12 protein-coding genes and 1 tRNA gene are annotated in these 18,738 nt (G+C 31.8%); 6 read left to right on the top strand and 7 right to left on the bottom strand.

Features of this window, described 5'->3' with window-relative positions; all coding sequences use genetic code 11:
* Positions 1-8: 8 nt before the first annotated feature.
* The 3 genes from Z053_RS0106875 to Z053_RS0106865 form a co-directional block, all read right to left on the bottom strand.
* A complete protein-coding gene (locus Z053_RS0106875; RefSeq protein ID WP_035095404.1) occupies positions 9-2,462 on the bottom strand; it encodes a TonB-dependent receptor in 2,454 nt (817 codons plus the stop codon).
* A gap of 48 nt (positions 2,463-2,510) precedes the next feature.
* Positions 2,511-3,416, bottom strand: a complete 906-nt coding sequence (locus Z053_RS0106870; protein ID WP_025664300.1) for a DUF6607 family protein — start codon at positions 3,414-3,416, stop codon at positions 2,511-2,513.
* Between the two features lie 671 nt (positions 3,417-4,087).
* The gene (locus Z053_RS0106865; protein ID WP_025664299.1) at positions 4,088-4,435 is read right to left on the bottom strand and encodes a hypothetical protein; all 348 of its coding nucleotides are present in this window, start codon (positions 4,433-4,435) and stop codon (positions 4,088-4,090) included.
* Between the two features lie 278 nt (positions 4,436-4,713).
* On the opposite strand from Z053_RS0106865, the gene Z053_RS0106860 reads away from it, so the two are divergent.
* A complete protein-coding gene (locus Z053_RS0106860; RefSeq protein WP_025664298.1) occupies positions 4,714-6,045 on the top strand; it encodes a T9SS type A sorting domain-containing protein in 1,332 nt (443 codons plus the stop codon).
* A 106-nt stretch (positions 6,046-6,151) separates the two neighbouring features.
* On the opposite strand, the gene Z053_RS0106855 is transcribed toward Z053_RS0106860, so the two are convergent.
* Together Z053_RS0106855 and Z053_RS0106850 are read right to left on the bottom strand one after the other, a co-directional pair.
* On the bottom strand, positions 6,152-8,935 hold the full coding sequence (locus Z053_RS0106855; RefSeq protein ID WP_035095401.1) for a CHAT domain-containing protein: 2,784 nt from the start codon (positions 8,933-8,935) through the stop codon (positions 6,152-6,154).
* Positions 8,936-9,069: 134 nt separating this feature from the next.
* A complete protein-coding gene (locus Z053_RS0106850) occupies positions 9,070-10,281 on the bottom strand; it encodes a S8 family peptidase (RefSeq protein WP_025664296.1) in 1,212 nt (403 codons plus the stop codon).
* A gap of 246 nt (positions 10,282-10,527) precedes the next feature.
* Between Z053_RS0106850 and Z053_RS0106845 the strand changes: the two genes are divergently transcribed.
* On the top strand, positions 10,528-11,094 hold the full coding sequence (locus tag Z053_RS0106845) for an RNA polymerase sigma factor (RefSeq protein ID WP_025664295.1): 567 nt from the start codon (positions 10,528-10,530) through the stop codon (positions 11,092-11,094).
* Complete coding sequence (locus Z053_RS0106840) at positions 11,084-11,920, top strand: tetratricopeptide repeat protein (protein WP_025664294.1); 837 nt, start codon at positions 11,084-11,086, stop codon at positions 11,918-11,920. The genes Z053_RS0106845 and Z053_RS0106840 overlap by 11 nt, the downstream gene beginning before the upstream one ends.
* Positions 11,921-12,072: 152 nt before the next feature.
* Here Z053_RS0106840 and Z053_RS0106835 read toward each other — a convergent pair.
* Both Z053_RS0106835 and Z053_RS0106830 read right to left on the bottom strand, forming a co-directional pair.
* Positions 12,073-12,154 (bottom strand) — tRNA-Leu (locus Z053_RS0106835).
* Positions 12,155-12,325: 171 nt separating this feature from the next.
* Entirely contained in the window at positions 12,326-13,015 is a 690-nt protein-coding gene (locus Z053_RS0106830) for an aspartyl/asparaginyl beta-hydroxylase domain-containing protein (protein WP_025664293.1), read from the bottom strand.
* 78 nt (positions 13,016-13,093) lie between these two features.
* Here Z053_RS0106830 and Z053_RS0106825 point away from each other — a divergent pair, with 78 nt between their 5' ends.
* The 3 genes from Z053_RS0106825 to Z053_RS29915 form a co-directional block, all read left to right on the top strand.
* A complete protein-coding gene (locus Z053_RS0106825) occupies positions 13,094-14,482 on the top strand; it encodes a dipeptidase (protein ID WP_025664292.1) in 1,389 nt (462 codons plus the stop codon).
* Positions 14,483-14,902: 420 nt separating this feature from the next.
* Positions 14,903-16,501, top strand: coding sequence for a hypothetical protein (locus Z053_RS0106820; RefSeq protein ID WP_025664291.1), 1,599 nt, complete (start codon positions 14,903-14,905; stop codon positions 16,499-16,501).
* Positions 16,502-16,767: 266 nt separating this feature from the next.
* Positions 16,768-18,738 (top strand): M43 family zinc metalloprotease (locus Z053_RS29915; protein WP_025664290.1); only part of this gene is annotated, 1,971 nt, incomplete at its 3' end.

Genomic DNA, 18,738 nt, shown 5'->3' with positions numbered 1-18,738 from the left:
TTTTAAATTTAAAATTTATATCGCAATACCGTCCCAAAACTAGCAGGTTGAATCCTGTTAAGATATACAGTACGATACGCATTATATCCAATTTCATTAAAAACATTATTTCCGAAAACATCTAAACTTAATTTACTATTAAATTTATATGATGCTTGTACATTTACCGTAGTATATGCTTTTAAGTCAAAAGGCCTAACACCAGGAACGACTCCGGTATGTGTGTAATTTCTAGACCATACATTATGTGGGCGTTCTCCTAAATAGTAAGCTCCAGCACCTAAAGACAGACCTTTTACATATTTTTGGAAGTTATAACGTACCCAAAAATTTGCTGTATGACTAGGTGTATTTATAGGACTAGAATTAAAATAATATGATACATGATTTTTATATTTGGCATCTAAATAAGAATAACCCCCTATTATTTCTAAATTGGGCAATACTCTACCTATTAATTCTATTTCAACACCACTTCTGGTATCTTCTCCTCCTTGTAAATAATATCCTAAGAAATTACCTGCCGGGTCAATTGCTTGCAAGTTTAAATTTTTGCTGTAGGTCGAAAAATAAGTTACGTTAAAACGTAAAGCTTTGTCTAACCATACCGATTTAATACCTGTTTCAAATTGATCCCAACGTTCTGTGCCTAACTCTTTGCCATTAATATCCCGGTAAAAAGAAGTCATAGGATTAGAGCTACTGGCATAGGAACCAAAAATAATAATATTTTCTGTAGGTTTGATATTTAATCCTACTAAAGGATTAAAGGCATCATCTCGTTTTGCTCCAGTCAAACTTCTTCCTATAAAATTACCTTTGGTTCTTTCTAATGAGGTATATCGTAAACCTAAAAAGAGATCTACCCATTTTGTAACAGAAATCTTATCCTGGACAGTAAATCCATATGACTTTGTTTTAGATCCTGTAGCTCTTGCAGGGTTTGGTGTTACCGTAACCCCATCAGGTAAAATATTATTGATAGGTTGGGTGACATCGATAATATCTATATACGTAGGAGGATCGTTATCGGGGTCATTATCATTATCGGGATAGTTAGCCGTATAAGCCGTATTGTCAAAAGTAGTATTTCTATAATCTATCCCTGCCTGAAATGTATGTGTTAAAAAACCTGTTTTAATGTCTTTACCAACCAAATCTATTTGTAAAACACTATTTTTATCACTTCTTCCCTGAGCATAATACTCTCGATATCTTTGTGTATTAAGTAGCTCTGGTAATCCAGATCTTCCGCCTCCCTGAAAAGCATAAGAAGTCTCTGCATACGTTTCTAAATCTGAAGCAAAATATCCAGCTTTTATGCTTAGGTCATCATTTATTTCTCGCTCAAAACGTACTGCATAAGTGGTATTTACAGAATTATTTCTATCTGATTCGAAACCTAAAAATTTATCATTTGGTAATTTTAAAATGTTATTTGTTGCATAATCTCCTAAATTAATAGTTCCTTGATCCGGAGTTCTACTATCATCCATGTAATCCATTTCGAGAACTATAGAGGTCTTTTCATTAGGTTGCCATGCAAGAGAAGGGTTTATATAAAAACGCTCCGAATTCACTTTTACTCTATAACTATCTGCTCTATCATATGAACCTGCTACTCTAAAAGCAATGGTTTCCTTTTTGTCTAAAGGACCATAAAAATCAAATGTGGGGCGTACTTTGCCAAAACTACCAAGTCTTAAACTTATTTCGCCTCCGCTATAAAACTTAGGAGTTTTGGTTACAACATTTATGACTCCTCCTACAGAACCCAAATCACCTCCTAAACCTTGACTAATTGCAGAAATTCCTTTTAGTACCTGAATATTATCGACACCTGCCATATCGGTAATAACACCAACTCCTCTGAAATCTGAATTAATTCTAACTCCATTTTTTAATAAGGGAATACCTCTATATCCTCTTAAAGACATACTTTCTCTTATATTTCCGTATGTGGCAAATGTATACACACCAGCAACATTTTTGGTAACCTCGCTTAGCGTTAAAGCATTTTGCTGATCAATAAGTTTATGAGACAGTATAGAAATACTCTGTAATTGCTCATTGGGCTGTAAAGGTAGCCTGGTGAGTGTTTCTAATTTTTCTGCTCTTTTATTTCTAGAACCAAAAAGTTCAACCTCTTCTAACTGGGTATCATTTTGCAATACAAAAATAAGATTCGAGATATCTCCTGATACATCTTTCTTTTGACTAAGTTCGGTATATCCAACAGCACTGGCTACTATCTCATGAGTGGCAAAAGGAACATTGGTAATCGTAAAAGTACCATCTTCTTGTGCTTGTGCACCTAGACTAGATCCTTTAATAAAAACATTTGCATAAGGAATCGCTTCATTAGATTCACTTTTTACAACACCTTGTATGGTGGCTTGACTATACATTAAATTTAAACTACATAGAAGTAGCAATAGGGGTAATTTTTTAATGACTGACATGATTATATTATTTATTTATTGTGGTTGTGGTTGCGGTCATGATTATTCTTATTGAACTACAAAAGATTCAATGACTTTATTAATATCTTGTTCTTTTGTGTATTCATCAGAAAATAAATGCTTGTATAGTGGTTTATTATCGACTTTAGCTTCTAGTACTAAATTGGCATTTCTACTAAAGACCTTTTCCCATTTATTACGAACCAAAGCCCATTTTTGGTTGTTTTCTTTCCACCAGTTTGCCGCAGCTTTACATCGGCTATCGTCTACTTTTACATAAGTATTATAGCCTTTTTCCTTAGCTAAAATAACATCGGCTTTGCCTGCTTCGCGTATTACTTTATCATTATTTTGATCGTGGATCCAACCGTCTTTAGTAATCTCATGTCTGTTCCCTCTAACAGTTACATTATAATCACTTCTTTTAGTGTATTCTCGTCTTGGTAGTGGAGCATCTGTTCTGTTTTCCCAAAAACTTTTTCCATCTACATGTACCCAGGTTGCAGAACCTTCATAGCGAGGACTATCGTCTACCTGAAATACTTTTTGAGTCCATTGCCCTTTTACCTCAGATTCAGGCTTACTTTCATAGTTCCAGGAATTATTACCGTTAAACATATAGAAATCGGTGTTTTCATATATCCAATCTTGTCGCCAATGTTTTACAATATGAGGTTTTGAAGGATCCCCTACTTGTAACAGATGCTGAATAGAAACTTTGTTTTTATCCTCTTCAACCAATTGAGCCCATTCTAACCCTTTGGCAATTTTTGTTTTTGAAGGTTTGTAAAGAGAATCATTACTATATTGAAAGGTTTCTGCAAAATTGAAAGTTACTTCGTAGCAACCACACATTTTTTTTATAGCATTTTTATCTTGCTTTTTCTTACCCTGAGCATTTATAGTACATACTGCAACTAATAATAAAAGTGATGTAAGTGTTAATTGTTTCATTTTTGAATATTTTAAAAAATTATTAATCCTTATTTAGATTGAATTAAAATAAGATATATATTTGTTGCAAATTTATTAAGAACGAATCTAAATAGGAATAGATTTTTGTTTTATTTTTCATTTTTTTGCTACAATTTGATATTCACGCAAAAAAATAATCGATAATCGATTTTTTAAAATATACAGGTACGTATCATAAACCTCGTTTTATAGGGTGTTGATAAGAGTATCTAAAGAGGAAATCAGAAATTAGAGTATACTTTATTAAAATTAATAAAGCGTGTTTTTTGTTTTATGACCATAGTGTTAATGTAAACTCTCCATATCCTTTGGTATGGAGAGTTTTTTTGTCCTTAGGGATACAAATAGCAGTAAAAACTTAAGCTGTAGCGCTTATGTAGAGGTAATTATCAATAAATCATATTGTCTGAGTTTTAGCTTAATTTTTATACCATCATTCGCTTACAAACCGTACACTAGTAATTAGTCCGTTTTTTGCCTCATAAATAGATAAGCATAATTATTCATAATCAAAAAAACTATAAAGTGCTGATAATAATATAAGTGAAAGATTTGGGTAAAAAATAAGAAACCTGTAAATCAATTATTTACAGGTTTCTTATTTTTTTTATACGGGCAGAGAGACTCAAACTCTCTCACCTAAGATTTTGTTAGTTATTAACTACTTCGCTGTCTGTCATCTTTATATCGATAAGAATTAAACGTTTTTTGTATTGTTTCACTTGTGTATCCTTGCTTACAATTTCTATGTTATCAATTTCATAAGTAATTATAAACTCTTTTCCTGTAAGTTTTTTTGTACTTAAATCGTACTTAGAGATTGCTTTTTTACTTACAAAAGTAAATTCGAGCACCTTTCCTGTATCCTTATTAGTAAAATAATACGCTTTATCAGATTGTCCACTATAGGTTACCTGTGCTTCTACGATATCATTATTATTTATAGAGGTAAAACTAGCTGTTAATACTACCGTTAAAATTAAAAGAATCTTTTTCATTTTATAATATGATTTTGTTGTTGTATATATTGAGACACCAAAAGATAAACAAAGTCACTAATAATTCCAACAAAAAACTCTTTAGGGGTATATTATTAGAATATACCTTTCTGCTAGGAATGCAAGCACTAATTTAAGTTGAAAAAAATAACTTTTTTTTCAAAAAACTGGGTAATGAAATCTTCTTTCTCCCCCTTTAGTATAGAAATACTAAAGAGGCGGAAACCGAAAAGCCTTTAAAAGAGTAGGTATTCTTAAAACACATTAAACTTTTAATTATGAAAACCAATAAACTACTTTTTACATTTTTGTTTGCTTGTATTTCCTTTATGGGTATGAGTAAAAACAACGATTCACTAATAAAAATAGAGGCCGAAGACAATAGATTGGATATGCACTGTGCAGCATATATTCCACAAATATCAGGCCCTGGTCTACTGTGTTTGAATAATAAATATACATTTACATGGCTACATACTGGACCTAACTGGGCTAATTTTTTAGAATATGAATGGGAATTATTAGATAAGCATAATACTCCTTTAAAAAGAGGTACTAATAAATATTCGTATGCAACTTTATACCTCGATAACTATGCGGTTACTCAAATAAGAGTGCGTAGTATTCATGGGGTCAAAAATGATCCTGCTAATTATTGCAAAGGATATTGGACCACACTTCCTATTGAAATAATTCGTGGAGCAACCCCGATTACTGAAGTCACATCTATAGGATCTTTTTGTAAAAGCAACAATGTGGCGTTTACAATATTACACCATTCTATTAAAAATGATAAGCCATATAAATGGGAAATTCATTTTGGAGGGGTACCAATACCAATAGTAGGAACATCTAATGGAATACAACCATTTTTAGTTACTGTACCAAATAATTATTTTGGTATAGATCCTATACAGGTTTTTGTAACACCGGTTAATAGTATTTGTGGAGATGGGCCTACATATAATAAAGTGATTACCCCAGCTCCACCATTCACACCTTTAGTAAAAGGTATTATAAAACCAGTAAAATATTGTTCAGGGAAATCTAACACTTTTAGGGTTTCTAATCCAATGCCGGGAACAGAATATAAATGGACTATTGAGCGCTACTATTCGTTTGGACCGCAACCAGGTCTTTTAACGAAAGAGATGGGTTTTGAAATGAATGAAATCACTCCTGATTTTGGTTCAGGAAATCCTTCAAGTGCAGGTACAGTTGTTAAGTATAGAATAAAACTACAAGGACGTAGCGGGTGTAACCCATGGTCAGCTCCAGTCTCTACAGGTATGGTTTACGTTTCTTATAGTAACTGCAACCCTATTGGTAGCATAAGCAGTTTATCGGGAGGGCAGGGTAAATCTCAGGCTGATTTATTTGATATGAATATATACCCTAACCCTAGTAGCTCGGGTGTATTTAATATAAATACTTTAGGCTTAGAGGGAACTAAAAAAATACAAGTATATGACATATCCGGAAAATATATTATAGAAAAAACTTTAGAAGCAAATCAATCAAAATTGGATTTATCAACTTATTCAAGAGGGTTGTATTTTGTTAAGATATCAAATGGAGTTGATCAAAAGACACAGAAAATAATATTTTAGAATATGAAATAATATCAATAAAGCCTATCCTTTTTTGGATAGGCTTTTCTATTAAAAAAATGGATTTTTTACCATAAAACAAAACACTATAAATAACTATACAATATTAAAATTTCCTTCTTAGATATAGTGTGATCAACAACAATACTCCAGAAAGAAGAATGTATATCCACAAAGATGTTTGCGAATTAGCAGATAATTGTATTGAATCTATATTGCCCTGGACTATTAGAGGTCCCCAAAAATAGGGAGAAACCTCAGATCCTTGATGAGTTTTTAGGTAGTCAAGTTTAGCATTGCGTAGTGCAGATGATTTAGATATTCCTTTTTTTAAATAGTTATAGAAATTAAGAATAATTTCATTATTAGATTTTTCATTGGTATTCCATAGGGAAGAAACAACACTTTTGGCCCCTGCATGAAAAAACCCCCTAGTAATACTCATAGTTCCTTCTCCGGGTTGTAATGCTCCGATGCCAGTCTTACATGCATCCAGAATGACTAATTCTGCTTGTGTTTTAATAAAATATAATTCATTGAGATATAATTTTTCATCATAAAAAGCGATCCATGGATCTTGATTACCCATAGAACTCGCATGGGTAGATAGATGGATGGTTTTATAAGTAGAGGATTCTTTTATGAAATTACTTTTAGATGCATTTTTTTTTGTTAACATATTTCCTCCAAATAAACGCTGGATTTTTTTCATTTTCTCCTCACTCTTTTTTAAATCAACAAGTTTGTGTTTCTCAAAATGTATAGGAGCAAAACCAATAAGGTTTTGAGTAGGAGATTTATTAATATGTTCAGCGCTTTTAGATAAGGATATAGAGTATAAATAACTAATTTCGAAATCGTTGATAAAGTAGTTGTCTACAATATTGGTATTGTCATTATTCGTGATTAAGGTTTCAAATGGAAGGTATTGAAGTGTATGATCCGGAATAATGATTATTTTTTTATTCTTCTTATACAATTTTAAGGTATCTATAAATGGAAACAATTTTTTAAAAATACTAAAGGATAGTGCTTTATATAAATTTTGGTCCTTAATAGAAAATAAAGGTCGCTGTAGAAGTTTACGTAGATCAAGGATTTCTTTTTGTAAAACTCGAACATTAGGAATCGTAAACAGATGGGGGGTATCAGAAGCGATATACATACCATATCCTTCCTCATCAGAAAGAATATATTGAATTATTACAGTATTAGTTTCAGTAACTTTTTGTTGTGTTTCTTTATAAGAAACTAAGTCGATTTTCTTTTTGTAATTATAATAATTAGGGTATTCTTTTTCTAAAGATTTTAGAAACTCTTCGTAATTTCTTTTTTTCTTAAAAACCAATGATTGCCTGTCTTTTTTGGTGAAAGAAATTTCATCAATTATTTTTTGGCTAGCCAGTAATATTTCGTGTTTTAATACGTGTTCTTTTTCTTGTAATACTTCTGGTAGCCCACCTAATTTCTTAGCTTCTTCATGTGTCAGGTTTTCTAATAATGATAAAGATTTACTTTTTTCTATAAAATAAAAAGCATTTTCTGGTTGATTAAGTTGATAGCTAATAGAAGTAGCTAACATATAAAGATCCACTCCTCTTTTACGCCAAAAGAATTTGGATTGTTGCTCATAGCTTGCAGACCGTATAATGTCAATTAATTCATCTGCTCTGAATATTGTTGTTAGGGCATACTCTAAGTATTCTTTGTTTTTAGTTTTAGTATAGAATTGTAACCAGGCTTTAGCTTTATCTGTTAAATCATTGACTAATTCTATTTTGTTATCAGATTGTTGAAGAACTTCTATAGAAGGGAGTTCATAAAAATTGAGTTTGTCATATTCATAACAATTGAAACTTATAGCTTTTTGATAATGGATTAATGCTTGCTCGAAACTTCCTTGATTCAAGTAATAATCTCCCAGGTTATCAAATGCCGAAGTGTGGTATGGGTTGTATATTAATGAGTTTTGATAATACTTAAATGCAATTTCAGGTTTATTTATACCAATATAAATGTATCCCAGATTATTATATATTTTAGCAATATTTAATGAGTCTTTTTTTTGGGTTTTCAGGCTTAGAGATAAGGCCTTGCCGTAATAACTTATGGCCTTATTGTATTCTTTTAGTTCATCATAAATACTACCATATCGATTATTGATAATGATTTTTGTTTTGATTAATTTTTGATCTGGTAAATGAGAAATTGTTTTTTCAGTTTTTTTTAGATATTCAATAGCTTTATAATAATGTTCAATTTTGTTGGTTCTGGAATATACATTGGAGAAACTCAAGTATACGCTATACAGTTCTCTATTGAGCAATGAGTTATTTTGTTTCATGATGGTATGTTCTGCTTCTTGCAAATAATCTAATAATGTATAATAATCTCCTCTTTCAATAAGCAGTTTAGCTAAATTTATGGCATATGCTCTAATCGTAAATTTATCCTTGAAAGGCTGTTTGATAAGCGTTTTAAAAGTTTTGATAGCATTGGTTTTATCTTCAGAATACCAGTAGTAGTAAGCAAGATTATTATAAGTGTTATTGATTAATTGCGGGAGAGAATCTGTAAATTCTTTTTGGATTTCCAAAGCTTTTTTACCATGTATAATTGCATGTTTGTAATCTTTATTCCTAAAATTGAGTTTGCTATATCTATGATATAGATCACTTAATGTTAAAGAATCTATACTCATTTTTTCTAATTCTAATAATTGATTAATTCTTTCAATCTTAGATAGATACGAATGATTAGATTTTTCTATTTTTTCATAATGTTCTACGACAAGAGTTTTTGAGGTTTGTGCATTTCCGAAATAACACAACATACATATAAAGCTAAAAATGAAATAATCCGTAGGCCGTAAACATAAGTTGTTATTCATGAATAAAATTGTTAAGTAAAAACTAAAAATAGTTAACTTTTAATATAGAATAGAAAAGCTATCCAGGTAATTTTATAAGAATCACTGAAACCGCTACCGAAAGAAATACACAGATAAAGTATGGCCTATAGAAATTATTTAATTACTCTGTCTTTGAAATAGACAGATAATAGATTTTCGTTATTAAGTATATAAGCATTAATTCTTAATTGATCAATAATCTGTTGTGGTGTTCTATAGCCTTGCATGTAATATTTCATAGCTTTTACTGCTACAAATGGAGTTGCAAAGGAAGTTCCTTCTACAGTATGATTGTAGAAAGACACCTTTTCGCCTTTTGATAAAAAATCTACACTAAGTATACCATAATTAGAGAAGTTAGATTTTTTAAAATGATCATTGTGTTCATGATAACTTCCTATAGATAATACATTATTATGATAAATTGAAGATGGAAAATGATCTAAATTGTCATTGTCATTATCACTATTGCCAGCAGAAGTAAGATGTAAGATATTTGTGTTTGCATCAATGAACTTAGAAAGTAGATCACTTGGGTATTGATACCAGCCAAAACTCATATTAATAACAGAGACTTCGGGTTTGCTAACAGCATATAAATAACTACAAAGAATATCAAAGGTGGTTCCTGCGCCATCCTTATCAAACGCTTTTATAGCAAGTATTTGATAATCATTTATATTATTATCTTTTAGTTTTTTCATAATAATATCAGCTACAATAGTTCCATGACCATTATCATCAAACATATTGTTATCATGGTTAACAAAATCCCATCCAGAAACCTCGTAGTTGGTATTGCATGAAGATCCATGGGATCCATTATTATATAAGAAAGGTTGTGTATTCTGTAGCATGTTCAAGTCAATTCCTGTATCTATGATGGCTATGGTTACCGGGTTTATATCATTAACAGGTCTGATAGAAGAATTTATTAGCCCTACAGGTTGATTTGTTGCGATAAGGTTAGGAGTTATGTTTTCATTATAATAATAAAATTGATAATCGGTACCTTCTACACCACCTTCTTGGGCAATATCATCTTTTCTTCCTTCAGTATAAGAATTTTGATCAAATACCCATTTTTGCACACGTTTATTATTACAGCTACACGCCTTATAGTCAATAACATTATATTTTTGTCTTAAAGCATTTTGATCTGCTTCAGTCGTTGTATCGGTAAATTCAACGATGAGTTCATTTTTTAATTGTTCAGGTATTTTTATAGGATGTATATTTGATTTGTTTTTATCAATAGCATCTTGATTTTTGCTGGCGTCTTCATATAAAAAAGCTCCATTATCATCCTTGCAACTTGTGATCATGAAACATAGTATTATAAGTTTTAAAAATGATTTAGCGCTTTTCATGGTATTGGGTTTTTAATAGTATATATACTATAGTGTGTAAATTAAGAATTTATTACCCAAATTATATGAACTCTATTTAGCAGGTCATTATCAATATATATCTATTTGAGAGTAAGTAATATAGGATGTGTTGAGGATAAGGTCGGGTGTATATTCTTTAGTTTTTGTAAGTTTAATATTATATTATCAAATATCAATGGGATGAGTAAACGATTTATTAATGCCTTGTTAGAACAAGATAATAAGATCATATCCGAAATATATGAACGATTTTTTCCGAAGACATTGAGATTTGTTAATCAAAATAAAGGAACAATAGATCAGGCCAAAGATATTTTTCAGGAATCATTATTGTACATTATTGTAGGCGTACAACAGAGAAGGCTAAAGATAGACTGTTTTGAAGCATATTTATTTACAATTAGTAAGAATATGTGGCGAAGAGAACTAGAATTACAAAAAAGACAGGTAATGAATCAACAAGTACATACACTAGTAGATAAAGAAATGAACCCTGTAATGTTCATGTTAGAACAAGAACAAATGGAATTATACAGAGAAAAATTTAACACCTTATCTGAAAATTGTAAAGAGATTCTTTCTCTTTTTTTTAATGATATGTCGTACGAAGAAATTATAAAAGAATTAGAGTATGCTAATGTAAATACTGCCAGACAACGTGTTTTTAAGTGTAGAAGCAAACTTCTGGCAATGATTAAATCAGATAAGCGATTTACTAAAGTAATTAAGAGTTATTATGAAGTTTGATAAAGAAATATATGATCAGATTGATGCTTATGTGAAGGGAGCAATGAATGAAGACGAAAAACTTCTATTTGAAAAAAAGATGCAATCTAATGATCTATTAAAAGAAGAAGTTGAACTTAATAAATCGGTTAAAGCATCAATTAATGCTGAAGAATGGGTTTTAATGAATTCTAAGACATTTCTAAAAGAAGACATTTCTAAAATTAGTTCGTATCGTAGAAGTTCTGAATTTATGACGATGAAAAATACAATTCAGGAATCTGCAGATCAATTTTTTGATAAAAAGTATTCTAAACCGAAAACAAATAACAGAAAGTGGATCTATTATGCAAGTACTATTGCAGCTGTTTTCTTGATTTTTTTAATTATGAAATTCACAGGAAATCAGGACCTCAAAAAACTATATTCGGTTTATAGTGATTGGGACCAACTACCTTCTTTAATCGTTCAGAGCGATACCGATCAAGAGCTGGCAAAAGCGACATTGTTATTTGAAGATCAAAAATATGAAGAAGCAATTTCTGCATTTAATAGAAGTATAGAACAAACTAAAAGACAAGGTAATACCGAAATGAATCCTTATGTTTTTTCTTATCTAGGGATTTCGCATCTCGAATTAGAAAATTATCAAAAAGCATTAGAGTACTTCGACCAGTTGCAGCAAAGCGGAATGGTTGATTATTCTAGAGCATATTGGTATAAGGCATTGTTGTACATTAAAAAATCAGATGTTTTAAAAGCAAAAGAACAGTTAATATTAATTCTCAAAGATGATAAAAACTATAATTATGAGAAGGCAAAAGAGGTTTTGGAAAAGTTATTATAGAAAGTAAATTTTAGAAGAAATAGCTAATTATTTAATTCAACTAAAAATCATGAGATAATATTTGATTGCAATTCCAATTAAGGGTCAAAAAGCAGCAAAAAAATTGTGCTCAAATAAAAAAGCTTCTCGATTAAGAGAAGCTTTTTTTGCTGTGCGGGCGGAGAGACTCGAACTCTCACACCTCGCGGCACTAGATCCTAAGTCTAGCGTGTCTACCAATTCCACCACGCCCGCATTAAAACTTTTACAACACTTAGGACTTTCTGTAAAAGCGAGTGCAAATATACATATTCCTTATAAATCTCAAAGAACTTAAATTATTTTTTTTGAAGAATATGAAAAGTAATAAGTAACAATTTAAGAAACCAGGATGTTTTCTTTAAAATCTTCTCACTTTTTTGATCTCTACAATTCTGATTTTAGGTGATCGATCAATGCTTTTGATCTTTCGGTATTCATGGTTTTTAATTCTTCGATCATTTTCAGTTTAGTTGCTTTAGAATATTGATGAGGTTGATTTTCTGCCGTAAAATCATAACCAGCTTCAGCAAATAATTGATCCGACCATTTATTACGAATGCAATCTATAATTAAATGAATACGATCGGTTGCTCCTTTGTTTTCTACCCGATGTGGTAGATTAAAGTTTCCGTACCAACATTCGCCAACAGCCATAGTTACTTCTTGATGATGTATATAAAAATGAACATCCCGATTTGTTGTGATCGGAATATGAACTCTAAAACTTCTATCTTCATATCCCAAATTATGATCTGTATGTTCTTTTATGTTACTATTAGGTGAAAGATTGAGTAGACGAATAGATTCTTTTTCGCACTCAAAAAGCGTAGTTATTTCCTTAAAATAAGGACAATGATCCAATAGAGGAGTGTTTTTGTAATTATGAGCACCAGACGAGTGCGCGTAAATTTGATTCATATCCCCATTAAGAGATCTAAGAGCAATAGATTTCCAATTACCAGAATAATCATCAGTATTGAAATGAGAAGTAAAAGAATAGGATTGACAATGTTTTAAGTCTTTCAGAAGGCGATTTTCAGAAAATAAAAAGGGAAGCTTCAAAAATGCATTCATATTAGCAGATATACTTAAATAGAGAACAACTAATTTACTTCATTTTTACTACTTTTAGGCGAAAATAAACTCAGATTCATGCAAAACATACAATCTTACGTTCAAGAACATAAAGATCGATTTATAAATGAGCTTTTCGAGCTACTTAAAATTCCATCTGTTAGTGCAGATACAGCATATAAAGATGATGTGATCAAAACAGCATCAGAAATTAGCAAAAGCCTTAAAGATGCTGGATGTGATGCTGTAGAAATATGCGAAACTCCTGGATATCCGATAGTGTATGGAGAAAAAATTATAGATAAAAACCTTCCGACAGTATTGGTTTATGGGCATTATGATGTACAACCACCAGACCCGATAGATTTATGGGATAATCCTCCTTTCGAGCCAGTAATTAAAAAGACAGAGATCCATCCCGAGGGAGCCATTTTTGCCAGAGGATCTTGTGATGATAAAGGGCAGATGTATATGCACGTAAAGGCATTAGAAATTATGACCAAGACGAATCAGTTGCCGTGTAATGTAAAATTTATGATCGAAGGAGAAGAAGAAGTAGGAAGTAAAAGTTTAAGTTGGTTTGTAGAACGTAATCAGGATAAACTAGCTAATGATGTAATCTTAATTAGTGATACAGGAATGATCGCCAAAGATGTTCCTTCTATTACTACCGGATTAAGAGGGTTAAGTTATGTCGAAGTCGAAGTAACAGGACCCAATAGAGATTTACATAGTGGTTTATATGGTGGCGCAGTAGCAAATCCAATCAATATATTAACCAAAATGATTGCTTCTTTGCATGATGAAAATAATCATATTACCATTCCTGGCTTTTATGATAAAGTCGAAAATCTTTCTACAGAAGAAAGAGCCGAAATGGCAAAAGCACCTTTTTCTCTTGATGCCTATAAAAAATCATTAGATATCAATGCAGTGTATGGAGAAGAAGGATATACAACCAATGAACGCAATTCTATTCGACCTACATTAGATGTAAACGGAATCTGGGGTGGCTATACAGGAGAAGGAGCAAAGACAGTAATTGCCAGTAAAGCCTATGCCAAAATTTCTATGCGTTTGGTTCCTAATCAAGATTGGGAAGAAATTACAGAATTGTTTAAAAATCATTTTGAAAACATAGCACCAGACGCAGTAACAGTAAAAGTAACTCCGCATCATGGTGGGCAAGGATATGTAACCCCAATAGATAACACTGGATATAAAGCAGCTAGTAAAGCATATCAGGATACCTTTGGTAAAACACCAATACCACAACGTAGCGGGGGTAGTATTCCTATTGTTTCTTTATTCGAAAAAGAATTAAAAAGTAAAACAATCCTAATGGGATTTGGCTTAGATAGTGATGCAATACATTCTCCTAATGAACATTTTGGAGTATGGAATTACCTAAAAGGAATAGAAACGATTCCGTATTTCTATAAATATTTTACAGAACTAAGTAAGTAAGGTTCTTGCATATATTAAAATAATGATGGCGTTACCCTGGTTTTTAATCAGGGTCGGGCTATTCGTTATATCTTTTTTGTAATCACTAGAGTGTTTTTTTTAGAGATTTAAGGATAACAAAAAAGGATGCCACTACTATCCCTAACGTGTAAAAGAAGGTCCTGTTAAATCCAAATTATGTAATCTTTGATATTTTGTAAGTTAATGATAATGAATGAAATAACTTACGCAAAAATTATAACCTTCATGTTTTAACACCTTTTGTCGAAAACATAAAATATCTGTTTTTTCTACTTTTTTTTAATCGTAAATTTAAGGTAACAAAATCCCCTTAACTTCTATTTTTAAAGTTTTATCGTAAACATTGATTTGATTAATACAGATTCTTAAAATCAATTTTTAATATTAAAAAATAGTACGATGAAAAAAACAATATTAGGTTTTTCGGCTTTATTAAGTGTAGCATTCACTTTTGCTCAAAACAATGTTATAGATGTCGATCAAACAGGAAAAGGAAATGAAACAGAAATTTCCCAAAAAGGAGTAAACAATACTTTAACAATAGTTCAGGATGGTAATTATAATAGTGCAAGAGTAGAGCAAGGTATAGAAAATGAAATAATGGGTAATGGTATTATTCGTCAAATCCAAACCGGCGATCAAAATAAGGCATATGCTATTGAGCAAGGAGACTTTAATGAAGTGTATCAAAATCAATTAGGGGTATCAAATAATGCAGAAGCAGAAATAGGTAGTTATTCTTCAGAAAGTAGAATCGAACAAATACAGATAGGGAATAATAACATGGTGATCGCATCTATAGGAAAAAATGGATATGGTGTAAACAGTACTATTACTCAATCCCAGAATGGAAACTATAATATAGCACAGGCAAATCAATCTCAAACTGAAGGTGGCCAGATTATACAAGATCAACAAGGGATATTAAATAATGCTATAGCAACTCAAAAAGAAGGTTTTGGTCAAAATAGTATTGAGCAGTACCAATATGGAGAGAATAATAGTGCTATAGCAACTCAAGAAGAAGATTTTAGTCAAAATAGTATTTTTCAAGAACAAATTGGATTAGGAAATACATTGATTGCTAATCACCAATCTTCGAGTTTCAGTTTTGGAGAACGTAAAATCACTCAGTTTCAAAATGGTAATTACAATACAGCCACCGCAATCCAATATAATATATATCGTATTGAGCAAAGTCAAACGGGAGAATTTAATCAAGCTTTTGCTTATCAAGGAAATACAAAACCCACGATTATTCGTCAACATCAGAATGGGATAGGAAATATAGCACAGGCTTTTAATGATGGAATGCCTGAAGGAGGTGCAATCCCCGGCAGTATTTCTCAGAATCAGGTAGGAGAAAGTAATTATGTTTATGCAAATCTGGAGATTAGAAGCTATGTGAATCAAAGGCAAGAAGGTATAGGAAATGATGCTTCTACTACTATTGTTTATAGTTTTAACACTACCGTATCCCAACGACAAACGGGAAATTATAACAAGTCTACCGCTACCGTATATGGTGAGTATGAATCCAACGTTGAGCAATATCAAGAAGGGGCTTTTAATAGGGGTGAAGTGCTAATAGAAGGAGATGGTATTAGGAGCACCCAAACCCAGAAAGGAGAAGGAAATAGTGTCATAGCTACTGCTAATAATTGGGGAGGTGCTCATGAAATGACGAGTACACAAAATGGTTTTTTTAATACTGTAGAGCAAACTCTGGATGGGGGACACTTTAACAGTGCTATTGCCACTCAAGATGGTGAACAAAATTTCTTATCCCAATTACAACAAGGAAAAGAGAATGGAGTAATTTCTGCTCAGGATGGATCATTTAATACTACATATGCTACTCAGATCGGAAATTCTAATACTCTTAATACAAAACAAATTGGCGATGCTAATAGCTTAACTGCTTCTCAAGAAGGTACTTCGTTATCGGTAACGATAATTCAAGAAGGAAATGGTAATAGCTCGGTTATTTCACAATGATTTATTACAAATTAGATTCACTTTATCAATAATTAGCAAGCTAATAAAACAAATAGGCACCTTTATTATTGGGTGCCTATTTACATTCTTTTTTTTTGTTAAAAATCAACAGTAATTATGCTTTAGCCTTGTATTTTTGACAGTATAAATGTTAAAATAGTGTGAAACAGATAACATAGTATAGTGTTTGGTTATAATAGTATAACCCTAAATGCTTCAATAGTTTTAATTTTCGTAATTAACTATAACACAAAATCAATACGATTATGAAAACTAAAATTATTATTTTAGCAGCTATGCTATTTACTTATGTTTCGTCTCTTCTGGCGCAACAACCAGTAGATGCAAAAAGATGTGAGGCAAGTAATGCCAATGCGTATATTTTTTCGGCAAATCCTAAAGCAAAAGCCGAATATGAAAACTTCAATAAGTTTACCAAAAATTATGTTCAGAGTAAAGCTTTTTCTCAAAAAGCAGCAGAAACGTATACTATACCTGTAGTGGTTCATGTATATGGTACTACTCAACATGGGAAGACCGTTGATTATGATAAGATAAAAGGAGCTCTTGATGCGTTAAATAAAGATTTTAACGGACTCAATGATGATTTTAATTCAATTGACCCCGTTTTTGATGGTCGTAAATCAACACTAAGTATACGATTTGCATTGGCTAAAATTGATCCTGATGGAGGTAGTACCAATGGAGTAATTATTCATCCTGTAGCTTCTGGAATGGGAAATTATAGTAGTCCTGTTGTTGCTTCAGATGGATGGGACAATTATAAATATATGAATGTGTATATCACAGGTGATTTGTATGGTGATGGAGTTTCGAACAATTCTGGGGTAGCATGGTATCCAAATACAACAATGTCTGATGCAAATATTGCAAGAGTAGTTTATAACGGACAATATTTACATGGTAATACTAATAAAGAGTTTGCATCTGTATTTACACATGAGTTTGGGCATTGGCTTAATTTAATACATACTTTTGAAGGTGGATGTGATGACCCTAATGGAGATTATGTTAGTGATACACCAAAAGAAGATACGGATTCTGGGGACGATGGATGCGTTGTCGGAGCCAGTGATTGTGGAAATTTGATTAACTATGAAAATTATATGGGGTATGATGCAGCAGCAGGTTGTGCAAAAATGTATACACAAGGACAGATTGACAGAATGCTCGCGGCATTACAACACCCAACAAGAAAACCATTATGGCAACCAGCTAACCTGACAGCTACAGGGGTAAATCTTACTGGGGCTTCATTAGTGGTAAATAATAATACGGTTGAAGAATCATTATCTAATAATGGAACCTTAGTAGATGATTCTTATGATATAGATATACAAGGAGGTACTTTTTCATTAAGTTCTGGAACATTAACACCAGGAACGCACTTTACATCAAGCCTTCCTCAAGGATTTTCAGCTAGTATAACGGTAATAAACAATAAGAAATTAAGAGTAAAATATAGTGGAAGCACTAATAATCATGGATCTGCTGATAATACTTCAGGTACAATTACTCTTAAAAATGCTATTATTTCAGGAGGGACAAGTACATTAAATTCTGATAAAGTAGTGTTTAATTTCTCATTTTATGATCCTTTTAAAGTAGTTTATGTAGATAATAGTGATCTTACAGTTGATGCTAATACGGTATGGAAACCATTTACAGATGCTAATATTCCATCCTTGGGTGGAGGAACAAATTACGGAGGATTATTTTACAATGCTTCTGGGCACCCAAGTGGTCAACCTGCGTTACAGTTCGAAACCTATAAAGCTGCAATGATTACTGTAGGAAGTACAAAAAGGGTTGCAAATTTACCAGCAGATACACCAATTAGTACTACTAGTAATTGGGTAGATGGAGGAGCATACCCTGATTTACATGAGATTAGAACAAATTCATATACCAATTGGGATGGGCAAATTGGGTATGCAGGATTTAGATTTATTAAAAATGCTAAAGAATACCACGGTTGGCTTCGATTTCAGGTAAATGCTAGCGGAAACTCATATTCATTATTAGATTATGCATATAGTACAGAGCCTTATGGTACTATTAAGGCAGGAAGTAAAGAATTAGGAGCAACCCCTACCTGTAATGATGGTATCCAAAATGGAGATGAGACGGGAGTAGATTGTGGTGGATCATGTGAGCCTTGTAGTACACCGATAACATACTGTGATTCTAACGGAAAAAGTGTATCAGACGAATAT

It is taken from the genome of Aquimarina megaterium XH134, assembly GCF_000520975.1.
Classification (GTDB): domain Bacteria; phylum Bacteroidota; class Bacteroidia; order Flavobacteriales; family Flavobacteriaceae; genus Aquimarina; species Aquimarina megaterium.
The sequence above is the reverse complement of the archived record's forward strand: the minus strand, read 5'-3'. Positions and strand labels throughout refer to the sequence as shown.